Raw genomic sequence first — 26,647 nt, 5'->3', positions numbered from 1 at the left:
ATGTTGCAGCGGGGCCGGAAACCCGCGAGCGGGGATGCTGGACCAAACAGCAACCCGCCCCGCCATGCCTCTTGCCGCCTTTCTCAAATCCCATGCCTCACCCCTGCGTCAGGCGGCGAGAGTGCTGATCGGCAGCCTGCTGGCCTATGCGGCCTATCGCTTCCTGCGCCTGCCGCAGGGATATTGGGCCGTCTTCACGGTGATCATCGTGCTGCAGGGATCGATCGCCTCCACGCTGGGCGCCGCCTCCGATCGCCTGATCGGCACGATCGCCGGCGCGCTGATCGGCGGCCTCGCCATCTTCGGGATACAGGAAGGCGACGTGACGGTGGGCGTGGCGCTGGCGCTCGTCATCGGCGTGACAGCCTTCGCCGCCGCACGACGTCCGCAGCTGAAGGTCGCCCCGGTGACTGCCGCGATCCTGCTTCTGACGCGGCCGGAGGGAGCCGATATCGGTCGTTTCGTGATCGATCGGATCCTGGAGATCGCGCTGGGCGGCCTGATCGGTGTGGCGACCAGCATCCTCGTTTTCCCCGCGCGATCACGGCCGCTCGTGATCGCGCGCGCCGCCGACACGATCGAGCAGATGCGACGCATCCTCCAGACACTCGCAACCGCGCTCGAAAGCGGCAAGGCCCCCGCCTTCGGAAACGAGCATGCGACGCTGCGCGCGGCACTGAACGGGGTGGAACAGGCGGCAAGCGATGCCGAACGCGAACGTTCCTCGGGGCTCGCTTATGGCGCGGCGACGCCTGTCATCTCCCGCGCGCTCTGGCGCGTGCGCAACGATCTCGTGCTGGTTGGAAGGGCCGTCGATGTGCCGCTGCCTCCGGGCACCGGAGAGACCATCGCCCTGCCGGCCGCAAATCTTCTGCGCGCGGAAGCCGCCTATGCCGGGCGGTGCGCGGCCGCCCTGCGCGGGGGTGGCATCGCGGAGCACGGCGCGGAGGAGGAGGAATATCGAAATTTCGAGGCGACCTTCGCCAGCCTTCGCCAGACCGCGCTGATCGGATCGCTCGACTTCGCGGCGGCCGGCCGCGTCTTCGGCCTGGCCTTCGCGATCGAGGTGCTGCACCGGGATCTGGCGGATCTGGGCGATCGCCTCGGCAAGGACGAAGGCACCCCACCAAAGCAGGCCACGATCAGCGGCGCTCAACCCGAAGCCTAGACAGGCCGCCTATCGCAGGCGGGCGGCGAGGAAATCGACGAACACGCGGATCCGCGCCGGAATGGTCGCGCCGCCGACGAACACGGCGTGGATCTGCTCGACATCACCGGGGTTGAATTCCTCGAGGATCGGCACGAGCCGGCCGGCCGCGATCTCGCCCGCGACGCTGAAGGCGCCGACGCGGGCGATACCGGCGCCGCCCGCCGCGAGCTGGCCCAGCGTCTCGCCATTATTGGCCTCGATGCCGCCCTTCACCGAAAGAGCGAAATCGCGCCCGTCGCGCCGGAAAGGCCACACCGGCTCGGCGCGGCGAAAATTGAAGTTCAGGCAATTATGCGCGTGCAGATCCTCCGGCACACCCGGCTCGCCCTTGTTCACGAGATAATCGGGCGAGGCCACGATCACGCGGCGCGTCTCGCCCAGCTTGCGCGCGGTAAGCATGCTGTCAGCCAGCGGCCCGAAGCGGATCGCGACATCGGCCTGCCCCGCCGCCACATCCACCAGCGTATCGGTCAGCGCGATATCGATCAGGATGTGCGGATAAAGCGCCGCAAACTCGCCCAGCAGGGGCACCACACAGAGCCGCCCATGCGAAAGCGCCGCACTGATCCGCAGCCGTCCGCGCGGCGCACCCTGATCCGCGATACGTTGCTCGGCCTCGTCCAGATCCGCGAGGATGCGCCGCGCGGACTGGAGATAGGCCTGCCCCTCCACCGTCAGCGACAAGGCACGGGTCGATCGCAGGAGCAGGCGAACGCCCAGCCGCGCCTCGATCCGATCGATCGCGCGCGCCACCGCCGAGGGGCTGAGATCAAGGATGCGCCCGGCGGCGGAGAAGCTCCCCTGCTCCACCACGGTGGCGAAGAGGGCAAGCGATCGCGCCCGATCGGCGCCGCCCGCCAGCTTTGCGTCCATTGCAAAGATCCTTCGCGTCGGAGTGGGCTACCGAGCCCCAGTCATCGGCCTCATTTATGCGTGGACGTAGCAGAGACAGGTGAATCATGGAATATCGGCAATTGGGGCGATCGGGTTTGCGCGTTCCGGCACTGAGTTTCGGCACGGGCACGTTCGGTGGCAAGGGCCCTCTCTTCAGCGCCTGGGGCACCAGCGACGCGGCCGAGGCGCGGCGGCTGATCGATATCTGCATTGAGGCGGGCCTGACCCTGTTCGATACGGCCGACGTCTATTCGGCGGGTGCATCCGAGGAGATATTGGGCGAGGCGATCAGGGGCCGCCGCGGCAATGTGCTGATCTCGACCAAGACCGGCCTGCCGATGGGCGACGGCCCGCGGGACTGGGGCGCCTCGCGCGATCGGCTGATCCGCGCGGTGGAGGATGCGCTGCGCCGGCTCGGCACCGATCATATCGATCTGCTCCAGCTCCATGCCTTCGATGCCTCGACCCCGACCGAAGAGGTGATGGGCACGCTCGATCTGCTGATCCGTGCCGGCAAGATCCGCTATGCCGGCGTCTCCAACTATCCGGGCTGGCAGGTGATGAAGGCGCAGGCGCTGGCCGACCAGCATGGCTGGCCGCGCCTCGTTGCGCATCAGGTCTATTATTCGCTGATCGGCCGCGCCTATGAGGCCGATCTGATGCCGCTCGCCGCCGATCAGGGCGTGGGCGCGCTCGTCTGGAGCCCGCTCGGCTGGGGCCGTCTGACCGGGAAGATCGGACGGGATCGCCCGCTCCCCGAGGGTAGCCGGCTTCACGAAACGGAGCAGTTCGCGCCCCCGGTCGAGGCCGAACTCCTCTATCGCGTGATCGATGAGCTGGAGGCGATCGCCGCCGAGACCGGCAAGACGGTGCCCCAGATCGCGATCAACTGGCTGCTGCGCCGCCCGACCGTCTCATCGGTCATCATCGGTGCGCGCAACGAGGAGCAGTTGCGCCAGAATCTCGGCGCGGTCGGCTGGGCATTGACGCCCGAACAGATCGCCCGACTGGATGCGGCAAGCGACGCGCTGCCGCCCTACCCGCACACCCCCTATCGCCAGCAGGAGGGCTTTGCCCGCCTGAGCCCCGCGCTCGTCTGAGGATCGCACCCATGAAGCTCAATCCGGGGCTGATCGCCCTCTCCATCGGCGCCTTCGGCATCGGCGTCACCGAATTCGCACCCATGGGCCTGCTACCGGTGATCGCGCGCGATCTACATGTCTCGATCCCCACCGCCGGCCTGCTCATCAGCGCCTATGCGCTGGGCGTGGTGATCGGCGCGCCGCTGATGACGCTGACCACCGGGCGGATGCCGCGCCGCACGCTGCTGATCCTGCTGGCCGGCATCTTCACCGCCGGCAATCTGCTGGCGGCCGTGTCGCACGGCTATGGGCTGCTGCTCGCCGCGCGCGTGCTGACCTCGTTCAACCATGGCGCCTTCTTCGGCGTGGGATCGATCGTGGCGGCCAGCCTCGTCCCGCCCGAGCGCAAGGCCGGCGCGGTCGCCGCCATGTTCATGGGGCTGACGATCGCCAATGTCGTGGGCGTGCCGCTCGCGACCTGGGCGGGCGAACATCTCGGCTGGCGCGCCTCCTTCTGGGGCATAGCGGGGCTCGGCCTGCTCACCATGGCCTCGCTCCGGGCAACCCTGCCAGCGCTTCCGGCTCCCTCTGGCGGCAATGCGATGGCCGAACTGCGCGTGCTGGGGCGTGGCAAGGTGCTGGGCGCGCTGGCGCTCACCGTCGTCGGATCGAGCGCGATGTTCACCGTCTTCACCTACATCTCGCCGATCCTGCGCGAGGCGACCCATGCCTCGCTCGGCTTCATCACGGCGATGCTCGTCATCTATGGCATCGGGCTCACCGTGGGGAACTGGCTGGGCGGCCGCTTCGCGGATCGATCGGTGGATCGCACCCTGATCGTCACCCTGGGCTCGCTTTCCGCGATCCTCGTCCTGTTCGCGCTGCTGATGGGCCATGCCGTCCCGGTCGCGGCGCTGGTCTTCCTGTGGGGCATTGCCAGCTTCGCGCTCGTGCCCCCGCTCCAGGTACGCGTGATGACGGCTGCCGCCGACGCACCCAATCTCGCATCGGCCGTCAATATCGGGGCGTTCAATCTCGGCAATGCGATCGGCGCGGCGCTGGGCGGCGGCGTCATCGCATCGGGCCTCGGCTATCCGGCGGTCTCGCTGGCGGGCGCCGTCACGTCCGCGATCGGGCTGGCCGCCGTCCTGATCGCCAGCCGGCCGGGACAGGCCACGGCAGAACGGCAGCTGAGCGCCAACCCGGCCTGAAACGCGGGCCATCCGCGTCATCCGCGGGGCCGCCGGCCGGTCTCCGCGACGATGCGGGGGCATGTTCGCCTTGACCCCGGGCGGCGGCGGCGGCGAGAAACGAGTGATCGCCCCCTGTCGAGGAGAGACGCCGCATGACCCCGCTGGTCAATCTGGAAGGCAAGCGTGGCCTGGTGGTGGGCATCGCCAACGACAAGAGCATCGCGGCGGGCTGCGCCGAAGCCTTCGCCCGCTGCGGTGCGCGCATCGCCGCCAGCTATCTCAACGAAAAGGCGAAACCCTGGGTCGAGCCGATCGCCGAGCGGCTGGGCGCGGAATGGATCGCGCCGTGTGACGTGCGGGTGCCCGGCCAGCTGGAAGCGCTGTTCGCCGAGGTGCAGCGCCGCTGGGGCGGGCTCGATTTCCTGCTCCATTCCATCGCCTTCGCGCCGAAGGAGGATCTGCACGGCCGGGTGATCGATTGCAGCGCGGAGGGCTTCGCGATCGCAATGGACGTTTCCTGCCACAGCTTCCTGCGCATGGCCAAGCTGGCCGAGCCGCTGATGCCCGATGGCGGCTGCCTGCTCAACGTGACCTTCTACGGATCGGAGCGCGTGGTGGCGCACTATAATCTGATGGGGCCGGTGAAGGCGGCGCTGGAGAGCGCGACCCGCTATGTCGCGGCGGAACTGGGGCCGAAGGGCATCCGCGCCCACGCCATATCCCCCGGCCCGATCGCGACGCGGGCGGCCAGCGGCATCGGCCGCTTCGATGAAATGCTGGAGCGCGCCGCCTCCGAAACGCCGGGGCGGGAGCCCGTCGAGATCGAGGATGTCGGCGCGCTGGCCGCGTTCCTCGTCAGCGATGCGGCGCGGCGCATCACCGGCACGATCATCCCGGTCGACGGCGGCCAGCACCTGCTGGCCTGAGCCCGCTTTCCCTGCCCGAGATCAGCCTGCCAGCGATCAGCCGGGCCGCAGCGCATTCTGGCGCACGGCCTGCGCACGCAGCGCCTTCACCTGTTCCGGCGTGACAGCGCCTGCGAAACTGTTGCCGAAATTGCTGCGGATATAGGCCGTCACTTCCACGATCTGCGCGTCCGTCAGATCCGAGAAGGACGGCATCGCCTTCTGCCCCTTCAGCATCACCAGCACCGGATAGAGCGGCGACTGCAACTTCACATTGCCCGCCAGCGGCGGATATTTGCCCGCACCCTCCGCGCCCTTGCCATCGGGCATGTGGCAGCCCTGGCAGATGTGCGTGTAGAGATCCTGGCCGGACTGATAGCGATAGCCGCCGGCGAACTGGGCACCGGCCGAAGTGGCGACGATCGCGATCGGGGCGATCGCCGCCGCCAGAGCGAGCGCGCGTGCAAGCATCCTGTTCATCGCCATCACCCTTGCACGATACGTTGGTGGAGCCGCCCGATCGCATCGAGCGAGGAGAGGACCGCCCCCTCCTGCCAGGCGGGGATCATCGAGACATGCTCGCCCGCCATCACGATGCGGCCATCGATCGCGCAGATATCCTTGTAATGCGCGGCGCGCGTTTCCTCGGTCCAGGAGCCCGCGCAGCCCAGTGTCCAGGGCACGCGATGCCAGGCGACCGTGGCGCCCGTTTCGAATTCGGCGCGATATTGCGGGTGGATGTTGGCGCCATAATCCACCGTCTTCGCGATCCGTTCGGCCGGCGGCATCGCCGTATATTCCACCGCATTTGGCCCGAACGTGTAGGCGCCGAGCAGCACGCCCTTGCCCTTCTTGAAGAAATCGGTGCTCGGATAGCTGATCATGCTGTTGGGCTGATCGGTATAGGTGATGCCGCCGTAAATGCCGTCATCCTCCTCCCAAAAGCGCCGCTTCATCTGGAGGCCCACCTTGGCCGATGCCGCATAGGGCAGCGCATCGATCGCGGCCTTCATCGGCGCGCCCACCTGGATGGGGATCTGGCTGAGCACGGAAGCGGGGATCGTGCAGACGCACCAGTCCGCATGCGCGGTCTCGACCGCCCCTCCCTTCATCGTATCGACGAAGGAGACGGTGACGCCCTTCTTGTCCTGGCGGATCTCCGTCACCTTCGCATTGTAGCGGATGATCTCGCCCAGTTCCTTGCCGAACGCCCTGCCGATCATGCCCATGCCGCCGACCGGCTGGAACATGGTCTGCTGCACGTCGAACGCCTTGGACGAGCCGATCGAGCGCCACAGGCGCGACCGGATCATCTCCTCGAGGCTGACGGGATCGGTCGGCGTCGGCATCGCATCCATGCCGCCGCCGGGCGGATGATCGAAGCCGCGCCGGTTGCTCGTATCCTCGCTCTTCACATAGGCATAATTCTTGTCGAGCGCGCCCCAGCCACGCAGCGCCTGCAACAGGATCTCGCGATCCTCCTTCGTCACCGGCCGATCGAGCTTGTCCTGCTGCACCGTCTTGGCGAGCAGCTCGGCCACATAGCCGTCGAAATCGGCCTCCACTGCGCGATAGCGCTGCGGCTTCCCGCCGAATGCCTGGGTCGAATGGACGTAGGCGGCATAGTTGATCTGGATGAAGGGCTCCAGCTGCACGCCCAACAGCTGGCAATAATGGAGGATCGCCTTGTGATGGTGCGGGATGCGCCACGGGCCAGGATTGAGATACAGCCCCTTGTCGAACGCGATATTCTGCGTGAAGCCGCCCAGCTCGGTATAGGTATCCCCCCCGTAGAGCGACCAGTTCCGGCCGCCCGCACGCCCCTGATATTCGAGGATCTGGACCTTGTAGCCGGCCTTGCCCAGCTCATAGGCGGCGACCATGCCGGCCAGCCCCGCGCCGAGGATCAGCACAGAGGAGCCCTTGGGCGCGCCCGTCAGCGCGATCGGCCCCTTGAAAGTGGAATCGGCCGCATAGGCCATCGAGGCCATCGCCTCGTACATCACGGCGATGCCGGCGGTCTTCCCGATCATCGAGAAGAGCGCCCGGCGGCTCATCAACCCAGGCAATTCATCGCGCACGCAGGCTGCCCCCTGTGAGTTGGTCCTGCTCCCGATCTCGTCCGGGCTTGCCGCCGGATCGATCGGCTCGTTCGATCATGCGCGATGGGGTCTGTCAAACGAGGAGGCAGTCCCGATGTGACGAATCGCCCGCAATCTATCAGAAACACGCCGCGCCGCGCACGACATCAGCGCATCGTCGTCATTTGGAGGTGGATACCCCCATATGGTGGTATCCAAACCCTCACATTTGATGCAATGCGGCGGAATGGCGTAAATCCGGCAGCGGCGCGGACAAGGTGGCGTGCCGACAAGGGGGAGCACCGCCCTTCGGCGGCGCCCCTCCCCGATCCCGATATCAGTCCCTGAAGAGGAGCGGCGCGAGCTGGTAGAGGCTGCGGCGCCACGTCAGGAATTCATGCCCCGTATTGGGCGAGACATAGAAAGCGCTGTTGTAGCCCGCGCCTTTCAGCGCCTCCGCATTCACGCGCGGATCGGCCCGCGGCTGGCCGGGAGGGCCGGCGCGATTGCCCTCCAGTTCCCGGCTGCCGAAGCTGACGAAGGTCAGCTTGACCTTGTCCTTGTAGCCGGGAGTGCCGTTCACATCTTCCAGCGAGAAGGTGCCCCCGCTCAACAGGCCGATATAGGCGAACGTATCCAGATTCTTCGGCGCGATCGCCTTGGTCTCGAAACCGCCCATCGAAAGGCCCGCCATCGCGCGGTGACCCCGGTCGGAAAGCGTGCGGAAATGGCCGTCGATATAGGGGATCAGTTCCTTGACCAGGACCGTCTCGAACGGCTTCACGTCGAAGTTGGGCAGCGTGCCCGGGCGCGCATCGTTGGTCATGCCATAGGTCATCACGATGATGAACGGCCGCGTCTTTCCGGCGGCGATCAGATTGTCCATGATGAGGTTGGCATGGCCCTGGTTGGACCAGGCCGTCTCGTCCTCGCCCCAGCCATGCTGGAGATACAGGACAGGATAGCGCGTGCCGGCCGCCGCATCATAGCCGGGCGGCGTATAGACGAAGGCGCGCCGCTGCGCCCCCGTGCTGGGCGAAGGAAACAGCACCTGCGAGACATTACCGTGGGGAACGCTCTTCAGCGCATAGAATTCGGCGTCGTTCGCCGGAATCTCGATGCCGCTCTCCCAGCGCGTGGAACCGAAGTAATTTAGCGTTCCGGGATCGTTGAACGTGCCGCCGTCCACGGTGAGGTGATAATAATGGAAGCCCTCGTCGAGGGGGCCTTCCGATGTCCCGGTCCAGATCCCGTCGGCGCCCTTGGCCAGCACGGTGCCGCCGCGACCGCCCAGACCCAGGCTGACCTTCACGGCCTGTGCATCGGGCGCGACGATCCGGAAACGCGCATAGCCCTGCGAGTTCACCTGAGGAAATTGCTGCCCCGGCTGGTTCAGGGACGAAGGCTTGAAATCCTCCTTCACCGCCGGCGCCGCCGTTTGCGCGGAAACCCCACCGGCAATCACCATGCCCGCCAATATCGCCGCAACCGCTGCCTTCATCTCTCGCTCTCCCTCAAATGAACTCTTGCTATGACGAGCTTTTATTACTCAGAGTTATTGCAGCATTTTTCGGGTCTGCCAATCCAGAATCGGGCATCTTAATTATTACTGCACTGACATATTCGTGTCAGACCGGACGCAACTGCACCCATCAGCTTGTATGACTATCTCGCGATCAAATGGTCGCGCACCGGCCCCGCCACGGCGATGTGGAACTGCTCCCGGCATCCGGGGATAGTTCGCCCCGGGCGACATGCGCATCTTCAGCCCGCCATGATCGGGAGAGAGCCCGCAAGACATTGCGGGGCGCTCAGCGAAGCGCATCGGGCCGATGGCTATAGGATATTTTTATAGCAGCGCCTGAAATTTTCGGAATTCCCGCGACGGACGTGCCTGCCTACCCCGGCCTCAGCAGGGCAACAGCTCATCGGGGAGGATCTCGTGGAATTTGGCAAATTTGATAGGCGCCGGCAGCTCCGCCGCAGTGCGGTTTCGGCGCTGGCTCTTCTGGCTGCGGTACCCGCTTTCGCGCAGACGGCCGGCGACGCAGCAACCGCGGATGGCAGCGATGTCGGCGAGATCGTCGTCACGGGATCGCGGCTTTCGGCGCGCGGTTTCGCAGCGCCTACCCCGGTGACGTCGCTGGGCGCGGACGACATGTCCCGCCGGGGCCTTTCCACCATCGGCGCCGCCATCACCGAACTGCCCTCCTTCCGCCCCACCAACACGCCGGCGACCAACCAGCTGAGCAGCCAGCAGATCGGCGCCATCTTCGCGGATCTTCGCGGCCTCGGCCCGGCGCGGACGCTGGTTCTGGTCGATGGCCGCCGCCACGTGCCGACCACCCTTACCGGGCAGGTCGACCTCAACGTCATCCCCTCGATCCTGATCCAGCGCGCCGATGTCGTGACCGGCGGCGCCTCCGCCGCCTATGGATCGGATGCCGTGGCGGGCGTGCTGAACCTCGTGATGGACACGCGCTATACGGGGATCAAGGGCGAGGCTTCGAGCGGCTTTTCCCAGCGCGGCGACAATGTGGAATATAAGCTCGCGCTCGCAGGCGGCCTTTCCTTCGCGAACGGGCGCGGCCACATCATCGCCGGCGGCGAATGGGTGCGCAACGAAGGCGTGGGCGATGCCTATTCGCGCAGCTGGGGCGCGCGCGAATGGCAGCAGATCCGCAATCCCAACTGGCCTTCAAACGGCCTGCCCAATCGCATCCTCACGCCCAACGCCCATTTCACCTCGCTGTCGGAAGGCGGCCTGATCACGTCCGGCCCGCTGCGGGGGACGGCTTTCCTGTCGGGCGGCGTACCCACCCAGTTCCAATATGGCAGTCTGGCGGGCACCCAGTATCAGATCGGCGGGAGCGGCTATAACGAGACGTTCCTGAAGGGGATCTACCTCTCCGTTCCGGTCAGCCATTATAGCGGCTTCACCCATGCCGAATATGAGGTGGCCGATGCGCTGACGCTGTTCGGCGAGCTTTCCTATTCGCGCGCGACCGGCACCTCGAATGGCCCGCAGCCACGCGATCAGGGCACGATCACGATCCGCCGCGACAATGCCTATCTGCCGGCGGCGACGGCGGCGGCGATGGATAGTGCCGGCATCAGCAGCTTCAGCATGGGCCGGCTGAGCACTGATCTCGGCTTCCCCTCCGCTCGTTCGGTGACGCCCGCTTTCCGCGCGGTCGCCGGCGCCAAGGGTGATATCGGCGGCGGCTGGTCCTATGACGGCTATTATCAATATGGCCGGGTCGATTATCGGGGCCGGGTCAGCAACACGCGGATCGAAAGCCGGTGGGCGCTGGCCTATGATGCTGTCCGCAATTCGGCGGGCGACATCGTCTGCCGATCGACGCTGACCAATCCCGGCAACGGATGCGTTCCGGTCAATCTCTTCGGATCGGGCTCCATCTCCAGCGCGGCGCGCGCCTATCTGACGGGCACGCAGGTCGCCAATCGCGACATCACGCAGAATGTGGCCGGTGCCAACCTGCGCGGCTCGCCCTTCTCCACCTGGGCAGGCGAAGTTTCGATCGCGGTGGGCGGCGAGTGGCGGCGCGATGCCGTGACGGCGACCTCCGATGCCATTTCGCAGGCCAATGGCTTCAATTTCGGCAATCCCAAGCCGATCTCCGGCCGGATCACCGTCAAGGAGGGCTATGTCGAGGCCGGCGTGCCGCTGCTGCGCGACAGTGCCCTCGGCAAGGCGCTGGATCTGAACGGCGCCGTCCGCCGCACCGATTATTCGACGAGCGGGGCCGTCACGACATGGAAGCTGGGCGCCACCTATGCGCCGGTCGACGATATCCGCTTCCGCGTGACGCGGTCGCGCGACATCCGGGCGCCCAATATCTCCGAACTCTATACCGGATCGCAGTTCGGCACGACGCAGGTCATCGATTCCGTCACCGGATCGCAGCGGCTGACGGCGACGGCGACGACCGGCAATGTCGCGCTCCGGCCGGAGCGTGCCCGCACCTTCACGGCGGGCGTGGTGCTGCAACCCCGCTTCGCGCGCAGGCTGCACATTTCGGTCGATTATTATGACGTGAACATCCGGGGCGCGATCTCCACCCTCGGCGCGCAGACCCTGCTCGATCGTTGCAATGCGGGCGCCAGCGAATTCTGCCAGTTCATCACCCGCGACAGCAGCCGCAACATCACCCTTATCACGCTGGCCCAGCTCAATCTCAATGCCGTGAAGACGCGCGGCCTGGATTTCGAGCTGGAATATCGCCTGCCACTGTCCACGCTCTTCCCCAGTTCGACGGCCAACCTCAATTTCCGCCTCGTCGCGAACAAGGCGCTGGAGCTGACGACCGTCGACAGCAGCGGATCGATCGATCGCGTGGGCCAGACCGGTCTCGCGGTGGGCGCCACCGGCGGCGTGCCCGATTATTCGCTGAACGGCACGATCACCTATCTCGACGGGCCGTTCACCGGCTCCGTGAACATGCGTTACATTCCGCGCGGCATCTATGATGTCACGCTCGTCGGCCCGCAGGACAAGGGCTATTCGCCGACGCTTGCCAACAGCATCAACGACAATCGCGTCGCATCGGCCTTCTATACGAACCTTTCGCTGGATTACGCGATCGGGCCGAACCGGAAGATCCACATGTTCGGCGTCGTCAACAATCTGTTCGACAAGGATCCGCCGGTCTCGCCGGGCACCACGGTGACCAATCCCGTGCTGTTCGACGTGATCGGGCGTACGTTCCGCGTCGGCGTGAGGTTCGCGCTTTGATATCGTCGCGCCGCCTCGCGGATCGGCTGCTGGCCTGCGCGGTGGCGGCCGGCGTGGCCGGCGTGGCGGCGGCGGCCACGCCGGTCGCCTCCGTGCGCGAGGGCACGGTAACGGGAACGGTCGATGGAGATGTCGAACGCTTTCTGGGCGTGCCCTATGCCGCGCCGCCGATCGGCCCGGATCGGTGGCGGCCGCCCCGCCCTGCGGCGAAGCGGGCGGCCATTCTGGCGGCGGAGAACCAGCCGGCGGCCTGCATTCAGGCGCCGCCAGCCGGCCCGACACCCGCACCCGCGACGAGCGAGGACTGCCTTTACCTCAATCTGTGGCGTCCTGCCGCAACCACGCCGGGCGCGCGCCTGCCCGTCTTCGTCTGGATCCATGGCGGGGCGTTTCGCGCGGGATCGATTTCCGATCCGCGCATTCAGGGTGATCTGCTCGCCCGGCGCGGCATCATCGTCGTCACGATCCAGTATCGCCTGGGCGTGCTCGGCTTCCTCAGCCATCCGGGCCTGAGCGCCGAATCCGCCGATCATGTCTCCGGCAATTATGGCCTTCTGGATCAGATCGCCGCACTGAAATGGGTGAGGCAGAATATCGCGGCGTTCGGCGGAGATCCCGCGAAGGTCACGATCGGAGGCCTTTCCGCCGGCGCCATTTCCACCGCAATGCTCGCCTCGGCGCCGCAGGCACGCGGGCTTTATCGCGGCATCGTCTCGATGAGCGGGGGATCCTTCGCGCCGCCGCGCAGCCCCAGCGAGGCCGGCGAGAATATGGAGCCCCTGCGGGAGAGCGAGAAGAACGGCGCGCGCTTTGCGGAAGGCCTGGGCGCGCGCGACATCGCCGCCCTTCGCGCGGTTCCGGCCGCCACCCTCGCCACGGCGGACACGCGGGGGGTGGGCTGGCCCGTGATCGATGGCCTCGTGATACCGGGCGATGAATATCGGCTCTGGCAGGAACGGAAGATCGCGGACGTGCCCCTGCTGCTGGGCACCACCGCCGATGAGGGCTTCTCCTTCTCCCGCATCGGGACGCTGGATCAATATCGGGCCGAAGTGGCGCGCCGCTATGGCAGCTTCGCGCCGGACATCCTGCGCGCCTATCCCGCCGCGACCGATGCCGAGGCGGTGCGCCAGGGGCGCGATCTGACCCGCGACGTGATGTTCGGCTGGGGCACCTGGATCTGGGGGACGCTTCAGGCACGATACGGGAAGGCGCCGGTCCATTCCTATTATTTCGCGCATGTGCCACCGCGCGACGCGCGGACTCCGCCGGATGCCGGCGCCGTCCACGGCGGCGACCAGCCCTACCCCTTCGGCATCGCGCATCAGGACCGTGCCTGGACGGACAGCGATCGCCGCATCTCCGACGCGATGCTCCGCTATTTCGCGAATTTCGTGAAGACGGGCGATCCGAACGGCAATGGCCTGCCGGCCTGGCCGCGCCTTGCTGCGGAAGGGCAGCAGGTGCTGCGGATCGATGACGATCTGGCGGCCGGCCCCGTCGCCAATCGCGCGGGCATCGAAACCATCGATCGCTACATGGCCCTGCGCCGCGAACAAAGCGGGCTGGGGGCCCCGAAATGAAGCGCTTCCTTGCAATCGCGCTGCTCGGGCTTTCGATCCCCTCGTTCGCGACTCAACCCCCGGCTGGCGACAGGCCGCCAACGGGCGACCTCCACATCGCGCATCGCCTGCCCTCCGGCTTCGACAGCAGCTACCGCCTGTACGTGCCGGAGAACTGGAAGCCGGGCGACCGCTGGCCGCTCGTCACGATCCTGCATGGCGGCGGCGGCGACGAGAACAGCCCGTTCGATCGCACACCGGGCTTTCGCGAAAAGATCGAGGCAGCGGCGCGACGGCACCACTTCATCCTGCTTTCGCCGCGCGGCAACAAGGGCTGGTTCGGCGCGCGCATGATCCCCGAAGGCGATGCGCGTCCGATCGGCCCCGGCATCTACCGCTGGCCGCCCGCAGGCGCGATCACAGGCCCCTCGCCCAGGCTTCCGCCGTTGAGCGACGAGGATCTGGCAGTGTCCGAAGAGGATGCGATCGCCACTGCGGATGCCGTGCGCCAGGCCTATGGCACGGATCCCGCGCGCAATTTCCTGGTGGGGAACTCGGCGGGATCGATCGCGACGCTTCATCTCGTTCAGGCGCATCCGGGGCGATGGTGCGCGATCGCGCCCAGCGACGGGCCGATGGACCCCGCCACCTATCCCTATGCGCGCGCCAGGGGGGCGATCCGCGCCGCCCTGTTCGTGCATGGCGACGATGATCGCACCGCCCCGATAGAAAGCATGCGCACGATCGCGGAGGGCTTTCGCGGCGCCGGCGTGCCCACCCGCTTCATCACCGTGAAGGGCGGCGCGCACGATACCAGCTGGCACATCGCGCTCCCCCGCATCTTCTCCTTTTTCGCAAGTCAGCGCTGTCCGGCGCAACGCTAGGGACCTCCATGCTCTCCTATCCTGATCTCCATCTGGCCATAGACGGCGACCATATCCGCGACGGGCGCGAGACGCTGCCCGTGCTCAATCCTGCGACCGGCCGGGAAATCGCGCGGCTGCCAATCGCGACGGAAGCTGACGTCGCACGCGCCCTGGCGACAGCGGAGCGCGCGTTCAGGCTCTGGAGCGCGACCCCGGCCGAGGAGCGCGCCGCCGTGCTCCGCAGGACGGGTGCCCTGCTGCGCGAGCGTTCGGCGCAGATCGCCGCCATCGCCACGATGGAGCAGGGCAAGACGATCGCGGAAGCCACGGCCGAGGTGGCAATGGCGGCCGCCTCGTTCGAATGGGCGGCGGAGGAGGCGCGGCGCATCTACGGCCGGATGCTCGTGCGCCCGTCCGGCCGTCGATCGATCGTCACGCGCGAGCCGGTCGGCCCGATCGCCGCATTCGCGCCCTGGAATTTCCCGATCGACAATCCGGCGCGCAAATTTTCCGCGCCGCTCGCCGCCGGCTGCTCCGTCATCCTCAAGCCCGCCGAGGAATCGCCGGCCTCCGCGCTGGCCGTGCTCTCCGCGCTTGCCGATGCGGGTCTTCCGGCCGGCGTCGCCCAGATCCTGTTCGGCGTGCCCGATCGCATCTCGCGGCAACTGATCGCCTCTCCGGTCATCCGCCAGGTGTCGCTCACGGGTTCGGTGGTGGTCGGCAAGGCACTGATGCGGCTGGCGGCGGACGGCATGAAGCGCACCACCTTCGAATTGGGCGGGCACGCGCCCGTCCTGATCTTCGACGATGCCGATCTCGATCGGGCCGTGACGATGACGGCCACCTCCAAATATCGCAATGCGGGCCAGGTCTGCATTTCGCCCACGCGATTCTATGTGCAGGCAGGCGTCTATGATCGCTTCGTCGACATGTTCGCGCAGCGCGCATCCGCGATGGTCGTGGGCGACGGGGCCGATCCCGCCACCAACATGGGGCCGATGGCCAATGCCCGGCGCCTTCCGGCGATGGAGCGGCTCATCGACGATGCCATGCGCCATGGCGCGCGGCTGGTGACGGGCGGCGTGCGCGGCAATGGCGAGGGCTTCTTCTGGCGGCCGACCGTGCTGGCGGATGTTCCGCGCGGGGCGGCTATCATGAATGAGGAGCCGTTCGGCCCCATCGCCGCCATGGCGCGCTTCGAAAGCTTCGACGAGGCGATCACCGAGGCCAATCGCCTGCCTTACGGGCTGGCCGCCTATGCCTTCACGCAATCCGCCGATCGCGCGCTCGCGCTCGGGCCGGCGCTGGAGGCGGGCATGGTCGGCATCAACACGACGATGGTCGCAGGCGCGGATTCGCCCTTCGGCGGCGTCAAGGAAAGCGGCCACGGATCCGAGGAAGGCCCCGAGGGCGTGGAATCCTGCCTCATCACCAAAGCCATCCATCAGGGCTGAGCCAGCCGCAGCAGGATTTCCCTATGACCGACACCGCACCATCCTCCCCGGCCTATCGCCGGATCGCCGCCGAAGAGGCATTCTTTCCCATCGAGGTGGAGCGCGCCTATCGCGATCTGCTGGAGGCCGGCGATCATGGCGATCCCGGCTTCGAGAGCGCGATGGGCTATTTCCTCAACAGCCCCAGCGAACGGGCAACCGATGTGCGCCGCCGGCTGCTGGATCTCGGAGACGAGCGGATTGCGGACATGGACGTCGCCGGCATCGACATGCAGATCATCGCGCTGACGTCGCCCGGGGTGCAGGTGTTCCGGCGCGATCTGGCGGTTGGCCTGGCGGCATTATCCAACGATCGACTGGCCGAGGCGGTGCACCGCCATCCCGCCCGCTTCGCCGGAATGATCGCGATTGCGCCGCAGGATCCGGACGCGGCCGCGCGCGAGATCGAACGCGGCACCGCGCTCGGCCTCAAGGGCATCATCGTCAATTCGCACACGCTGGGCGATTATCTGGATCAGCCCCGCTTCGCGGCGATCCTGGAGGCGGCCGAAGCCTGCGATCAGCCGCTCTACGTGCATCCCAATACGCCCAGCCCGCGCATGATCGCGCCTTTCCTGGAGGCCGGGCTGGAAGGCGCATTGTTCGGCTTCGGCGTCGAGACCGCGCTTCACGCGCTGCGCCTCATCACCAGCGGCGCCTTCGATCGCTATCCCAAATTGCGGATGGTGCTCGGCCATCTTGGCGAGGCCCTGCCCTTCTGGCTCTACCGGCTCGATTTCATCCACGGCGGCACGGTGCGTTCACAGCGATATGATTTCATGAAGCCGCTGCAAAAGCCAATCAGCGGCTATATGCGCGAAAACGTCTGGATCACGACGAGCGGCATGGCCTGGCAGCCCGCCGTGAGCTTCACCCAGCAGGTGCTCGGCGTCGATCGCGTGCTCTATGCGATGGACTATCCCTACCAATATGTGCCGGATGAGGTGCGCTGGATGGATGATCTGCCGCTCTCGCCGGAGCAGATGAAGCTGTTTTACGAAGGCAATGCCCGGCAGGTCTTCGGCCTGTAGCGCGGTGAGACGGGCGGAGGCGCTTCAGGCGATCCGGTCAGGCTGTCGTCGGCGCGGCAGCCCATTCGACCACGGCGCCCGGATGCGCCTCCACCGTTTTCCGTGCGATTTCGACCAGCGCCTCTTCCGTTGCCGGAGACAGGCCCGGCCCACACACCATTGCGACTTCCATGCGGACGACAGGATTCACGATCCTGTGCGCGACGAGCGTCTGATCCTCGATATCGTCGATGAACATGCCGCAGCTGGCAACGGTGCTCTCGCTGCCGTGCAGAACGAGCGCGCGCCGCAGATTGCCGGGCTCCAGTTCCTGCGCGATATTCAGCCTGATGCCGGCGCGTGCCGCCTCCCGATCCAGATATTGCCGCGGCACATGATCGCGCGGCCCCACCGTCAGGCGATGATTGGCGAGATCGGAAAATTGCACGTCGCCCGGCGGCAGCACGCCGGGCGGCGCGATGAGATGAAGATATTCGCAGTAAAGCGAGATCGCCCTCAGATCCCTTACCGGCACCGCCACGATGCAGATCGCGACGTCCAGCATACCTTCGCGCACATCGTTGATGAGGTTCGTCGACAGGCCCTCGCGGAAGGCGACGCCCATAGCCTCTCCCGACACACGCAGCCCCACCAGCGCGGGGCCCAGCAGATGCTGCGGAGTGGGTGACAGGCCGATCCGGATCTGCGGCCTCTGCGCGATCACGCGACGGCTGATCTTCTGCTTCGCCTCCGTCGCCATGGCGAGGATACGTTCCGCATCGGCCAGGAAAATGGCGCCGGCATCGCTGAGATCCACGCCGCGCGAATGCCGCACGAGCAGCGGCGCCCCGAGTTCCAGCTCCAGTTGCTTCACCTGATAGCCGAGGCCGGGCTGCGATACGTTGAGCCGGCGGGCGGCGGCGGCGAAACTCCCCATCCTCGCGACGGTCACGAAGTCACGGATCTGGCGCAGCTCCATCGGGTCTCTCTCCTGACGCCCGCCTATAGAATTATTTTTAGGCTAGCTATCAAAAATCTCGGAATTCCTGAGGCGATAGGTCTCTGCCATAACAATCCCAACGAAAGTGGCGGATTTTCGCAGCCATGCTGGGCGAGGAGAGATCGTGAAGGCATTTCCCAACAGCCGCAATTTCACGGGCTATTTCGCCCCCTCCAGGATCGAGGCCGATATCGCGGATCTCGAGGTGATCCAGGGCGCGGTTCCCGCAGAGATTGACGGCATCTTTCACCGCGTGGCCCCCGATCCGCATTTCCCGCCGCTGGGCGAGGACGACATCTGGTTCAACGGCGATGGCATGGTGACGGCCTTCGCCTTCCGTGATGGCCGCGTCGACCTGAAACAGCGGTGGGTGGAAACGGACAAGTTCAAGCTGGAGCGCGAGGCCGGGCACGCGCTGTTCGGTGCCTATCGCAATCCGCTGACCGACGATGAGTCCGTCGAGGGCGTCTATCGCGGCACCGCCAACACCAATGTCGTCGTCCATGCGGGCGTCCTGCTGGCGTTGAAGGAAGACAGCCCCCCCGTCGCCATGGATCCGGTCAGCCTCAAGACGATCGGCAACTGGGATTTCCACGGGACGATGAAGAGCCCGACCTTCACCGCCCATCCGAAGATCGACACGCGCACGGGCGAACTGCTTGCCTTCGGCTATGCCGCGCGCGGCCTGCTGACCCGCGACATGGTCTATTATGTGATCGGTCCGGACGGGCGGGTGGCCCACGAGGTTTGGTTCGAGCTTCCCTATTATTGCATGATGCACGATTTCGGCATCACCGAGAATTACGTGATCTTCCATGTCGTGCCGATCACCTCGAACTGGGAACGGCTGGAGCAGGGCAAGCCGCATTTCGGCTTCGATACCGAGCGGGACATCTATCTGGGCGTGCTGCCGCGCCGGGGCACGGCGGAGGATCTGCGCTGGTTCCGCGGGCCGAACCAGTTCGCCAGCCATGTGATGAACGCCTTTGACGAGGGCACGAAGATCCACTTCGATACGCCTGCCGCATCGGGAAACATGTTTCCCTTCTTTCCCGACATCAACGATGCGCCGTTCGATCCCGTCGCCGCGCAGGCGCACATGACACGCTGGACCGTCGACATGGCCGCCAACGAGGATGGCATCGCCGCACGACGGCTGACCGATCTCGTCGGCGAATTTCCCCGGATCGACGATCGCTTCGCCGGGCGCCCCTATCGGCACGGCTACATCCTCGCGCAGGACAAGGACAAGCCGTTCGAGGTGGGCGGCGCGAAGAGCGCCACGGGGCTGATGATGAACACCCTCGCCCATATCGATATCGAGACGGGCGCGGTGGACAGCTGGTGGATCGGGGCGACCAGTTCGTTGCAGGAACCGGCCTTCATCCCCCGGCCCGGATCGACGCAGGAAGGCGACGGCTGGCTGGTGGTCGTGGAAAATCTCCTGGTCGAGATGCGCTCCAATCTGCTGCTGTTCGATGCGCGCAATCTGTCCGCCGGGCCGGTCGCCACCATCGTCGTGCCGATGCGGCTCCGTCCCGCGCTCCACGGCAATTTCGTGGCTGGCGGCCAATTGCAGGCGGCCGTCGCTTGACCGGGGATCCCGTCACGCGCGGGTGGGGCACGGCGCGCTATCGCGGCTGGGCGCTCACCCTGCTGCTGCTGATCTACGCTTCGAACTTCGTCGATCGCGTGATTCTCGCAGCCCTCGGCCCCGCCATCCGCGCCGATCTCAAGATCAGCGCCACGCAGTTGGGGCTGCTGGGCGGGATCGCCTTCGCCCTTTTCTACACGCTTCTCGGCATTCCGATCTCGCGGCTGGCGGAACGGCGCAGCCGCGTCGGCATCATCGCGCTGGCCACCGCGCTGTGGTCGGGCATGACGGCCCTGTGCGGCACGGCGACGGGTTTCGCGCAGTTGCTGCTCTTCCGGGTCGGCGTCGGCATCGGCGAGGCGGGCCTCACGCCTCCGGGCTATTCGCTGATCTCCGATTATTTCCCCCGGCATCGGCGCGCATCGGCGCTGTCCATCTTCCTGCTCGGCATTCCGCTGGGTTCGTTTCTCGGCGCCACCGTTGGCGGCTGGGTAGCGCGAACCTATGGCTGGCGGGTCGCCTTCTTCGTCGTCGGCCTGCCCGGGCTGATCCTCTCGCTGCTCGCTTGGGCCACCCTGCGCGAGCCACCGCGTGGCGCGACCGATCCGGTGCGCCGGCAGGATGACGCGACCCCGCCGTTGCGGGCCGTCTTCGCCACGCTGGCCGCGCGCCGCTCGTTCAAGCATATCGCCCTGGCGGCTTCGCTCACCAGCTTCGCCAATTTCGGCAACAACCTCTTCCTGCCGACCTTCTTCGTACAGGCCCACCAGCGCGATATCGCGACGGCGGGGCTGCTGTTCGGCCTGCTCACCGGCGTGGCGGGTATCCTCGGCACGTTCATCGGCGGCTTCGGCACGGACCATGCCGGCCGCCACGATCGCCGCTGGACATTGTGGCTGCCAGCGATCGGCCTGCTCGCCGGCGCGCCCTTCTTCATGCTGGGCGTCAGTCTGCCCGGCTGGAAAAGCGGCTTCGCGGTGATGCTCGTCTCCAGCATCTTCTTCTATTCCTGGTCTCCCTCGCTCAACGGCGCCCTGCAGAACATGGTCGGCGCGCGGATGCGCGCGTCCGCCGCCGCGATCCTGTCGGTCATCTTCAATCTCATCGGCACGGGCCTGGGGCCGGTGTTCGTGGGCTGGCTGAACGATCTCTATGCGAGCCAGGCCTTCGCGCTCGGCGATTATGCCACTTTGTGCGCGGGCGGCCATTCGGCGGCGGGGGCCTCCGCCGCGACCGCCCATGCCTGTGCCAGCGCGGCGGCCTACAGTTCGCGCTGGGCGATCATCACCACCGCGCTCGCTTATCCCTGGGCAGCGCTCCACTTCTATCTCGCCGGGCGCAGCCTGCGCGAAGACATCGCCGCACAGGATGCGGCCGAAGCCGCCTGACCGGAGTTATCATGACAGACGTTGCGCACCCTTTTCTGCCGAAGCTGGAACACGCCTTTTCGATCGAGATCCGGCTGCAACCCTCGATGCGGGTGGAACCCAATCCGATCGGCGCATCGCGCGTCGCCGTCTATATCGAGGAAGGCATTATCGATGGGCCGCTGCTGCGCGGCCGCGTGCTGCCGATGACGGGCGGTGACTGGGCGCTGCTGCGGCCGGACGGCACCATCGATTTCGATGCGCGCTACATGCTCGAACTGGAGGATGGCTCGATCGTCTACATGCAGAATCGCGGCTATCGCTGGGCCTCGGAAGAGGCGATGGCCAAGCAGGCGCGACGTGAGGACGTGCCGTTCGAGGATTATTATATGCGCGTGTCGCCCAAGTTCGAGGTCCGCACGGGCCCCCACGACTGGCTCACGCGCCATGTGTTCGTCGGCGTGGGCGAGAAGATCCCGACCGGCAATCGCATCCACTATTTCGTCGTGCGCTGAGCCGCTTATCCGCCGGCGGCGGGGGCGCCTCGGCGGCCCATCCCGCCGCCCCGGTCATTCACGATCCGATCTGCGCTTCCCCAAATCAGCCGCCGGTTCATGTTGCGAGCGATCCGGGGAGCCGCCGGCGCGTTGAAGCCGTGTCAGCGAAGCGTGATGCACTCAGCGTCGAACTCGCGCGCCAGTTCGGCCAGTGTGACAGCACCCAGCCGCGCGATCAGCAGGTGCTCAGCGTCCCGCAGAGCGCCCTCGACCGCCGCATTCACGACCTTCTCCACCGCGCAGTCCGGGCTCGGATGCTCGTTCCCGATCGCGAAGAGGCGCGGGCCACCGACGGCATGGTGGATGTCGAGCAGCGATACGGTCTCAAGATCCACCGCGATCGCCCAACCCCCGCCATGCCCCTTCTCGGATCGCACATATCCCGCGTCACGCAGCCCGGCCATCGTGCGCCGGACCACGACGGGATTGGTCCCGAGCATGTGGGCGATCGCATCGGACGTAATCGGACCATCGTGCCGCACCATGTGGAGCAGGACGTGCAGCATCCGGGAAAGGCGACTGTCGGTGCGCATGACGTGATCCTCGACGGGCCGGCCGGGATTGGCAAGCAGGACACATCACGATACTTATCATGTTACGTGATTCGCGGAGTGCCGACGATGCTCGAATATGAGAACCCCGACTATTGGGACGCCGCTGCCCGGCACTATGAGGAAACGGCCCATCCCTTCACCACCCGTTTTGCGGAGGCAGCGCTCGCGCGGGTTTCGCTGACGGCCGAAAGCCGGGTGCTCGATGTCGCCGCAGGCACAGGCGCGCTGGCACTGCTGGCGGCGCGGACGGGTGCGGAAGTGCTTGCGACCGACTTCTCGCCCGGCATGGTCGCACGCCTTGCCGCCGCTGACCTGCCCAACGTCAGGGCGCAGGTTATGGATGGACAGGCACTGGCGCTCGACGATAGCAGCTTCGATGCCGTCTTCTCGATCTTCGGCGTCATCATGTTTCCCGACTGGCGCAAGGGCCTGGCCGAGATGGCGCGGGTAACGCGGCCCGGCGGATATGGCGTCGTCGCGACTTGGCGGAACAGGGGCGCGGCCACCTTCCTGCTGCTCGGTCAGATCCGCCGACAGCTGTTTCCCGAACGCGCCGGCATGACGATGCCGGCTGCGGTGCAGGCGCTCAGCGAGCCTGCGGACTTCGCCCGCGAGATGATCGCGGCCGGATATCGCGATCCACAGATAGATCATGTGACGCACGACTATATGCTCGATACCGCCGCGCTTGCCGAACCGGATTCCCTGTTCGGGATGTCACCCGACTGGACCAGCCTGAGCGATCCGGAAAAGGCCGCCGTCGTCGCCGAGATACGGACGATCGCCGGTACGCGCTCTATGCTGCCGGTTGCGTCGACCGCGCTGGTGGCGACGGCGCGACGCTGACATCCCGAGCATCGAAGGCCATGAATCCCGGGCCGGAAATGGCGCAACAAGCCCATTTGTTTGGTCCCGGCATCTGGTGGAGCGGGGGTTCGCGACACCGACCCGCCCCCCCCTGCCACGGGCCATATCAGACTGATCGACAAGATGGCCACCCGCATGCCCATCTCCTCCCTCGCCGGATCAGTTGCGGGCTTGCTCGACCGGGTCCGGAATCGCCGCCCCCATCCGGTTCTAGAGACGATAGACTTTCGCCGCCGTGCCCCCGAAAATCGCATCGCAGGCACCTTCGCCCAGCGCCGCCACCCGATCCGTCACCAGATCATGCCAGCCGCGATAATCGCCCCCCAGGAGCATCACCGGCCAGTCGCTGCCCCACATCGTCCGCTCGGCACCGAATAGCCGGACGACATCACCGATATAGGGCCCGATATCCTCGGGGCACCAATCCGCGGCCGCCTCGGTTATCAGGCCCGACAGTTTGCAATGGACGTTTGGGCACTCCGCCAGATCAAACAGGCTGCGCGCCCAGCCCGCACGATCGCCCGAGGCGATATCCGGCTTGGCCGCGTGATCGACGACGATCGTCAGCCGTGGATGGGCGCGGGCGAATTGCGCGATCGCGGAAATATGGCGTGGGCGGATCAGCGCATCGAATACGAGGCCGTGATCCACCATCGTCTCGATCGCGGGGGCAACGGCAGGGTCGAGGATCCAGTCGGTCGGCAGATCCTGCAACATCGGGCGGATGCCGCGCAGCCGGGGATGACCAGCCAGATCGGACAGGCGCCGATCCGCATCGGGCGCCTTGAGATCCATCCACCCGACGACGCCTGCGATCGAGGGCGTGCGATCCGCCAGATCCAGGAGCCATGTCGTATCGCGGCTGTCGGGCTGCGACTGGACGGCGACGGTGGCATCGATGGCCAATGCAGCGAGATGCGGCTCCAGCGCCCCGGGCAGGAAATCCCGGCAGATCGCCGGCAGATCCGCGCCCGGCCACGTCTGCCCGTTCCGGCCGATCTGCCAGTAATTCTGATGGGCGTCGACGCGCATCGGACGGATCACAGCTCCACGATAGCCTTTATCACCCCCGCCTCCGGACGCATCCATTCCGGCAAGCGCTCTGGCAAGGCGGGCAAAGGCGCGCTGTGGGTGTGAAAGGCCCTCGTCGGCACGCGGCCGTCGCGCATCGCGGCGATCACAGCCCGGAAATCCTCGACGGTGGCGTTGCGACTGCCGAGCAGGGTCGTTTCCCGCTTGTGGAATTCCGGATCGTCAAAACTGATCTCGCCCGGCACAATCGATACCAGCACATAGGCGCCGCCATGGGCCACATACGCGAAGCCCGCCGCCATCGCCCGGGCATTGCCGGTGGCATCGAAAACCACATCGAAGAATTCGCCCGCGCTCACCTCGGCCAGTCGGGCGCCGGTATCCCCCTCCAGCGCGATCGCCTGCCGCACGCCGAGCCGTTCGACGGCGAAGGCGGCACGCGCGGCATTGCCATCCAGAACCGTGACCTCGCCACCGGCCTCCCGCGCGAAAACCGTCACCGCCAGCCCGATCGGCCCCGCCCCCACGACCAGCACCCGTTGCCCGGCCGTCACGCTGCCGCGCGCGACGGCATGGTGCCCGATCGCCAGGAACTCGACCATCGCCGCCTCGTCAAGCGACAGGCCAGTCGCATCCAGCACGTAGCGCGCATCGACCGACAGATATTCCGCCATGCCGCCGTCGCGGTGAACGCCCAGCACGGCGATGTTCCGGCAGCAATTGGTCTTGCCGCGCCGACAGGCGACGCACTCGCCGCAGAACATGTACGGCATCACGGACACGATCTGGCCGGCGAAAAAACGCCCGCCCTCATCGCCGTCGACCACTTCCCCGGACAGTTCATGACCAAAGATGCGCGGATAGCTGAGATAGGGCTGGGTGCCGCTGAAGATGTGATAGTCGGTACCGCACATGCCGACACGACGGATCCGGATCAGCACTTCGCCGGGCCCGCGTTCGGGCCGGTTCCTCCGGGCGATCTCCAGTTCACCCGGTTGCGGGCAGACGAGAACGGTCATGCTCATGGGATGGCCTCCACCCGGGTTCGCAGACAGGACATGGCGAACAGGCCGATCACGCCGAAGCAGAAAGCGGGCACCAGCATCGCAAGAGTGATCCCGGCCTTGTCGGACAGCAGGCCCATCGCTCCCGTCAGCGCAGCGCCACCGATGATCGCCATGATAATCAGCGAGGCACCCGCCCGACGCAGCGGCCCCAACCCTTCCACGCCCAGGGCAAAGATCGTCGGAAACTGGATCGACAGGAAGAAACTGGCAGCGACCAGCGCATAAAGGCCGGTCCGTCCACCCACGAGGGCCGCGACCAGCGCCAGAGCCAGCGCGAGACCGGCGAAGGCGCCCAACAGGAATGCCGGGCTGATGCGCGCCATCATCGCGGTGCCGAGGAAGCGCCCGACGGCGAACAGTATCAGCGATATGAAAAGCATGTCGGCCGCCGCCCGCTCGCCAATGCCGGGCTGGTTTGCCTCGGCATAGCGGATCGTGAAGCTCCAGAGGCCGACCTGCGCGCCGACGTAGAAGAACTGGGCAAGTGTGGCGAACAACAAGCGCGGCCGGGAGAATATCTCCGTGAAGGAAGGCCGATCCCCCGATGCAGCCAGCCTATGTGCGGGCGCCGCCTCCGGAAAGCGGACGCTGGCCGCCGCCGCCGCAAATAGCAGCACCACGAGGCCGATCACCAGATAGGGCGCCTGAACCGCCTGAATTTCCTGCCGATAATAAGCGAGCTGATCGGCCATGCTCATCGCTGCCAGCGTCGCATCGTCATGCTGAATGCCGGACAGGATGAAATTACGCCCGATAAGGATGCCGCTGATCGCGCCCAGCGGATTGGCTGCCTGCGCCCAGTTCAACCGGCGTGCCGCCGTCGCCGGATCGCCTACCTCCGTCATGAGCGGATTGGCGGAGGTTTCCAGGAAGGCGAGGCCTGCGGCAATCACGAACAAGGCCGTCAGGAACAGGGAATATTGCGAGAGCGCGGCCGCCGGATAGAAAAGCAGAGCGCCCGCCCCATAAAGCAACAGACCGAGCACGATCGCGGCCTTGTACCCCTTCGCCTGCATGGTGAGCGCGGCCGGGATCGCGAACAGGAAATAGCCGAGATAGAAGACCTGCTGGATGAAGCTGGTGCCGAAATCCGAAAGGACGAACGCCTTCTTGAACTGGGCGATCAGGATGTCGTTCAGGTTGTTCGCCATCCCCCACAGGAAGAACAGGCAGACCGTAATGGCGATCGCCGCCCGGTAGCCCCCGTTGGACGTGGTACGCGGTGGCGTGTCGACCGCTGCAGACATCGATCCCATCCCATCCTCTCCATTTTCGTCGCCTGCCCCTTTTGTGGATTATGCAAGCGCCCGATCGAGATGCGTGTAGCCCCCGTCGGGTAGATCCATTGTCCCGTGGTGTGCGCCGATCGTTCGGAGAGCAGGAACACCACCATGTCGGCGATTTCCCGATCCGTCGTCATGCGGTGGCCGAGCGGGATGCGCGCCGTGATCTCCGCAAGCTTCGCAGGCGGATCGTCGAACGTATCCAGCCAACTGCGATAGAGCGGCGTCATTACCTCGGCTGGCAGTACGGCGTTGACGCGCACGTCGCTCTTCG

The 26,647-nt window shown here is 66.4% G+C and carries 23 protein-coding genes; 13 read left to right on the top strand and 10 right to left on the bottom strand.

The genetic code is table 11. The features are described from left to right. The first annotated feature begins 34 nt into the window (after positions 1-34). Positions 35-1,168 (top strand): FUSC family protein, encoded by a 1,134-nt coding sequence (locus DI605_RS05040; protein WP_367120028.1) that lies wholly within the window; start codon positions 35-37, stop codon positions 1,166-1,168. Between the two features lie 9 nt (positions 1,169-1,177). Here DI605_RS05040 and DI605_RS05035 read toward each other — a convergent pair whose 3' ends face one another. Then, a complete protein-coding gene (locus DI605_RS05035; protein ID WP_293969947.1) occupies positions 1,178-2,083 on the bottom strand; it encodes a LysR substrate-binding domain-containing protein in 906 nt (301 codons plus the stop codon). Positions 2,084-2,169: 86 nt separating this feature from the next. Between DI605_RS05035 and DI605_RS05030 the strand changes: the two genes are divergently transcribed. The 3 genes from DI605_RS05030 (at position 2,170) to fabI (ending at position 5,305) form a co-directional block, all read left to right on the top strand. After that, a complete protein-coding gene (locus tag DI605_RS05030) occupies positions 2,170-3,204 on the top strand; it encodes an aldo/keto reductase (protein ID WP_293969945.1) in 1,035 nt (344 codons plus the stop codon). A gap of 11 nt (positions 3,205-3,215) precedes the next feature. Continuing rightward, entirely contained in the window at positions 3,216-4,397 is a 1,182-nt protein-coding gene (locus DI605_RS05025) for an MFS transporter (RefSeq protein WP_293969942.1), read from the top strand. A gap of 134 nt (positions 4,398-4,531) precedes the next feature. Then, positions 4,532-5,305 (top strand): enoyl-ACP reductase FabI, encoded by a 774-nt coding sequence (gene fabI, locus DI605_RS05020; protein WP_293969939.1) that lies wholly within the window; start codon positions 4,532-4,534, stop codon positions 5,303-5,305. Positions 5,306-5,341: 36 nt separating this feature from the next. On the opposite strand, the gene DI605_RS05015 is transcribed toward fabI, so the two are convergent. The 3 genes from DI605_RS05015 to DI605_RS05005 form a co-directional block, all read right to left on the bottom strand. After that, entirely contained in the window at positions 5,342-5,764 is a 423-nt protein-coding gene (locus DI605_RS05015; RefSeq protein WP_293969936.1) for a cytochrome c, read from the bottom strand. 5 nt (positions 5,765-5,769) lie between these two features. Then, positions 5,770-7,341, bottom strand: coding sequence for a flavin monoamine oxidase family protein (locus tag DI605_RS05010; protein WP_293969933.1), 1,572 nt, complete (start codon positions 7,339-7,341; stop codon positions 5,770-5,772). A gap of 361 nt (positions 7,342-7,702) precedes the next feature. Next, on the bottom strand, positions 7,703-8,866 hold the full coding sequence (locus DI605_RS05005; protein ID WP_293969930.1) for an alpha/beta hydrolase-fold protein: 1,164 nt from the start codon (positions 8,864-8,866) through the stop codon (positions 7,703-7,705). A 441-nt stretch (positions 8,867-9,307) separates the two neighbouring features. Between DI605_RS05005 and DI605_RS05000 the strand changes: the two genes are divergently transcribed. From DI605_RS05000 to DI605_RS04980, 5 genes are read left to right on the top strand one after another with little or no spacing between them, the layout of a single operon-like run. Next, entirely contained in the window at positions 9,308-12,121 is a 2,814-nt protein-coding gene (locus DI605_RS05000; protein ID WP_293969927.1) for a TonB-dependent receptor, read from the top strand. Further along, positions 12,118-13,704, top strand: coding sequence for a carboxylesterase family protein (locus DI605_RS04995; protein WP_293969923.1), 1,587 nt, complete (start codon positions 12,118-12,120; stop codon positions 13,702-13,704). The genes DI605_RS05000 and DI605_RS04995 overlap by 4 nt, the downstream gene beginning before the upstream one ends. Continuing rightward, a complete protein-coding gene (locus DI605_RS04990; RefSeq protein WP_293969920.1) occupies positions 13,701-14,567 on the top strand; it encodes a hypothetical protein in 867 nt (288 codons plus the stop codon). The genes DI605_RS04995 and DI605_RS04990 overlap by 4 nt, the downstream gene beginning before the upstream one ends. Positions 14,568-14,575: 8 nt before the next feature. Next, on the top strand, positions 14,576-16,003 hold the full coding sequence (locus DI605_RS04985; protein WP_293969917.1) for an NAD-dependent succinate-semialdehyde dehydrogenase: 1,428 nt from the start codon (positions 14,576-14,578) through the stop codon (positions 16,001-16,003). 23 nt (positions 16,004-16,026) lie between these two features. Continuing rightward, positions 16,027-17,073, top strand: a complete 1,047-nt coding sequence (locus DI605_RS04980; RefSeq protein ID WP_293969914.1) for an amidohydrolase family protein — start codon at positions 16,027-16,029, stop codon at positions 17,071-17,073. 37 nt (positions 17,074-17,110) lie between these two features. On the opposite strand, the gene DI605_RS04975 is transcribed toward DI605_RS04980, so the two are convergent. Next, positions 17,111-18,031: a LysR family transcriptional regulator gene (locus DI605_RS04975; RefSeq protein ID WP_293969911.1), complete on the bottom strand. Its 921-nt coding sequence runs from the start codon at positions 18,029-18,031 to the stop codon at positions 17,111-17,113. 145 nt (positions 18,032-18,176) lie between these two features. Here DI605_RS04975 and DI605_RS04970 point away from each other — a divergent pair, with 145 nt between their 5' ends. From DI605_RS04970 to DI605_RS04960, 3 genes are read left to right on the top strand one after another with little or no spacing between them, the layout of a single operon-like run. Beyond that, entirely contained in the window at positions 18,177-19,646 is a 1,470-nt protein-coding gene (locus DI605_RS04970) for a carotenoid oxygenase family protein (RefSeq protein WP_293969908.1), read from the top strand. Next, positions 19,643-21,034, top strand: a complete 1,392-nt coding sequence (locus DI605_RS04965; protein WP_293969906.1) for an MFS transporter — start codon at positions 19,643-19,645, stop codon at positions 21,032-21,034. The genes DI605_RS04970 and DI605_RS04965 overlap by 4 nt, the downstream gene beginning before the upstream one ends. Before the next feature lie 11 nt (positions 21,035-21,045). Next, positions 21,046-21,528, top strand: coding sequence for a DUF3237 domain-containing protein (locus tag DI605_RS04960; protein WP_293969904.1), 483 nt, complete (start codon positions 21,046-21,048; stop codon positions 21,526-21,528). Positions 21,529-21,671: 143 nt separating this feature from the next. Here DI605_RS04960 and DI605_RS04955 read toward each other — a convergent pair whose 3' ends face one another. Further along, positions 21,672-22,103: an Rrf2 family transcriptional regulator gene (locus DI605_RS04955; protein ID WP_293969902.1), complete on the bottom strand. Its 432-nt coding sequence runs from the start codon at positions 22,101-22,103 to the stop codon at positions 21,672-21,674. A gap of 87 nt (positions 22,104-22,190) precedes the next feature. Between DI605_RS04955 and DI605_RS04950 the strand changes: the two genes are divergently transcribed. Then, positions 22,191-22,970, top strand: coding sequence for a class I SAM-dependent methyltransferase (locus tag DI605_RS04950; protein ID WP_293969900.1), 780 nt, complete (start codon positions 22,191-22,193; stop codon positions 22,968-22,970). A 231-nt stretch (positions 22,971-23,201) separates the two neighbouring features. Here DI605_RS04950 and DI605_RS04945 read toward each other — a convergent pair whose 3' ends face one another. The 4 genes from DI605_RS04945 to DI605_RS04930 are packed head-to-tail and all read right to left on the bottom strand — an operon-like array spanning position 23,202 to position 26,636. Further along, positions 23,202-24,023 carry an amidohydrolase gene (locus DI605_RS04945; protein WP_293969898.1) on the bottom strand — a complete coding sequence of 274 codons (822 nt, stop codon included), beginning with the start codon at positions 24,021-24,023 and terminating at the stop codon, positions 23,202-23,204. An 8-nt stretch (positions 24,024-24,031) separates the two neighbouring features. Next, entirely contained in the window at positions 24,032-25,048 is a 1,017-nt protein-coding gene (locus tag DI605_RS04940; RefSeq protein ID WP_293969895.1) for a zinc-binding alcohol dehydrogenase family protein, read from the bottom strand. Continuing rightward, a complete protein-coding gene (gene fucP, locus DI605_RS04935; protein WP_293969892.1) occupies positions 25,045-26,337 on the bottom strand; it encodes an L-fucose:H+ symporter permease in 1,293 nt (430 codons plus the stop codon). The genes DI605_RS04940 and fucP overlap by 4 nt, the downstream gene beginning before the upstream one ends. Beyond that, positions 26,226-26,636 (bottom strand): SDR family oxidoreductase, encoded by a 411-nt coding sequence (locus DI605_RS04930; protein WP_293970190.1) that lies wholly within the window; start codon positions 26,634-26,636, stop codon positions 26,226-26,228. The genes fucP and DI605_RS04930 overlap by 112 nt, the downstream gene beginning before the upstream one ends. Positions 26,637-26,647 lie beyond the last annotated feature (11 nt).

This window comes from Sphingomonas sp. (assembly GCF_003248515.1).
Taxonomy (GTDB): Bacteria; Pseudomonadota; Alphaproteobacteria; order Sphingomonadales; family Sphingomonadaceae; genus Sphingomonas_I.
Note: the sequence above shows the minus strand (reverse complement) of the source record. Positions and strands in the feature narration are given on the sequence as shown.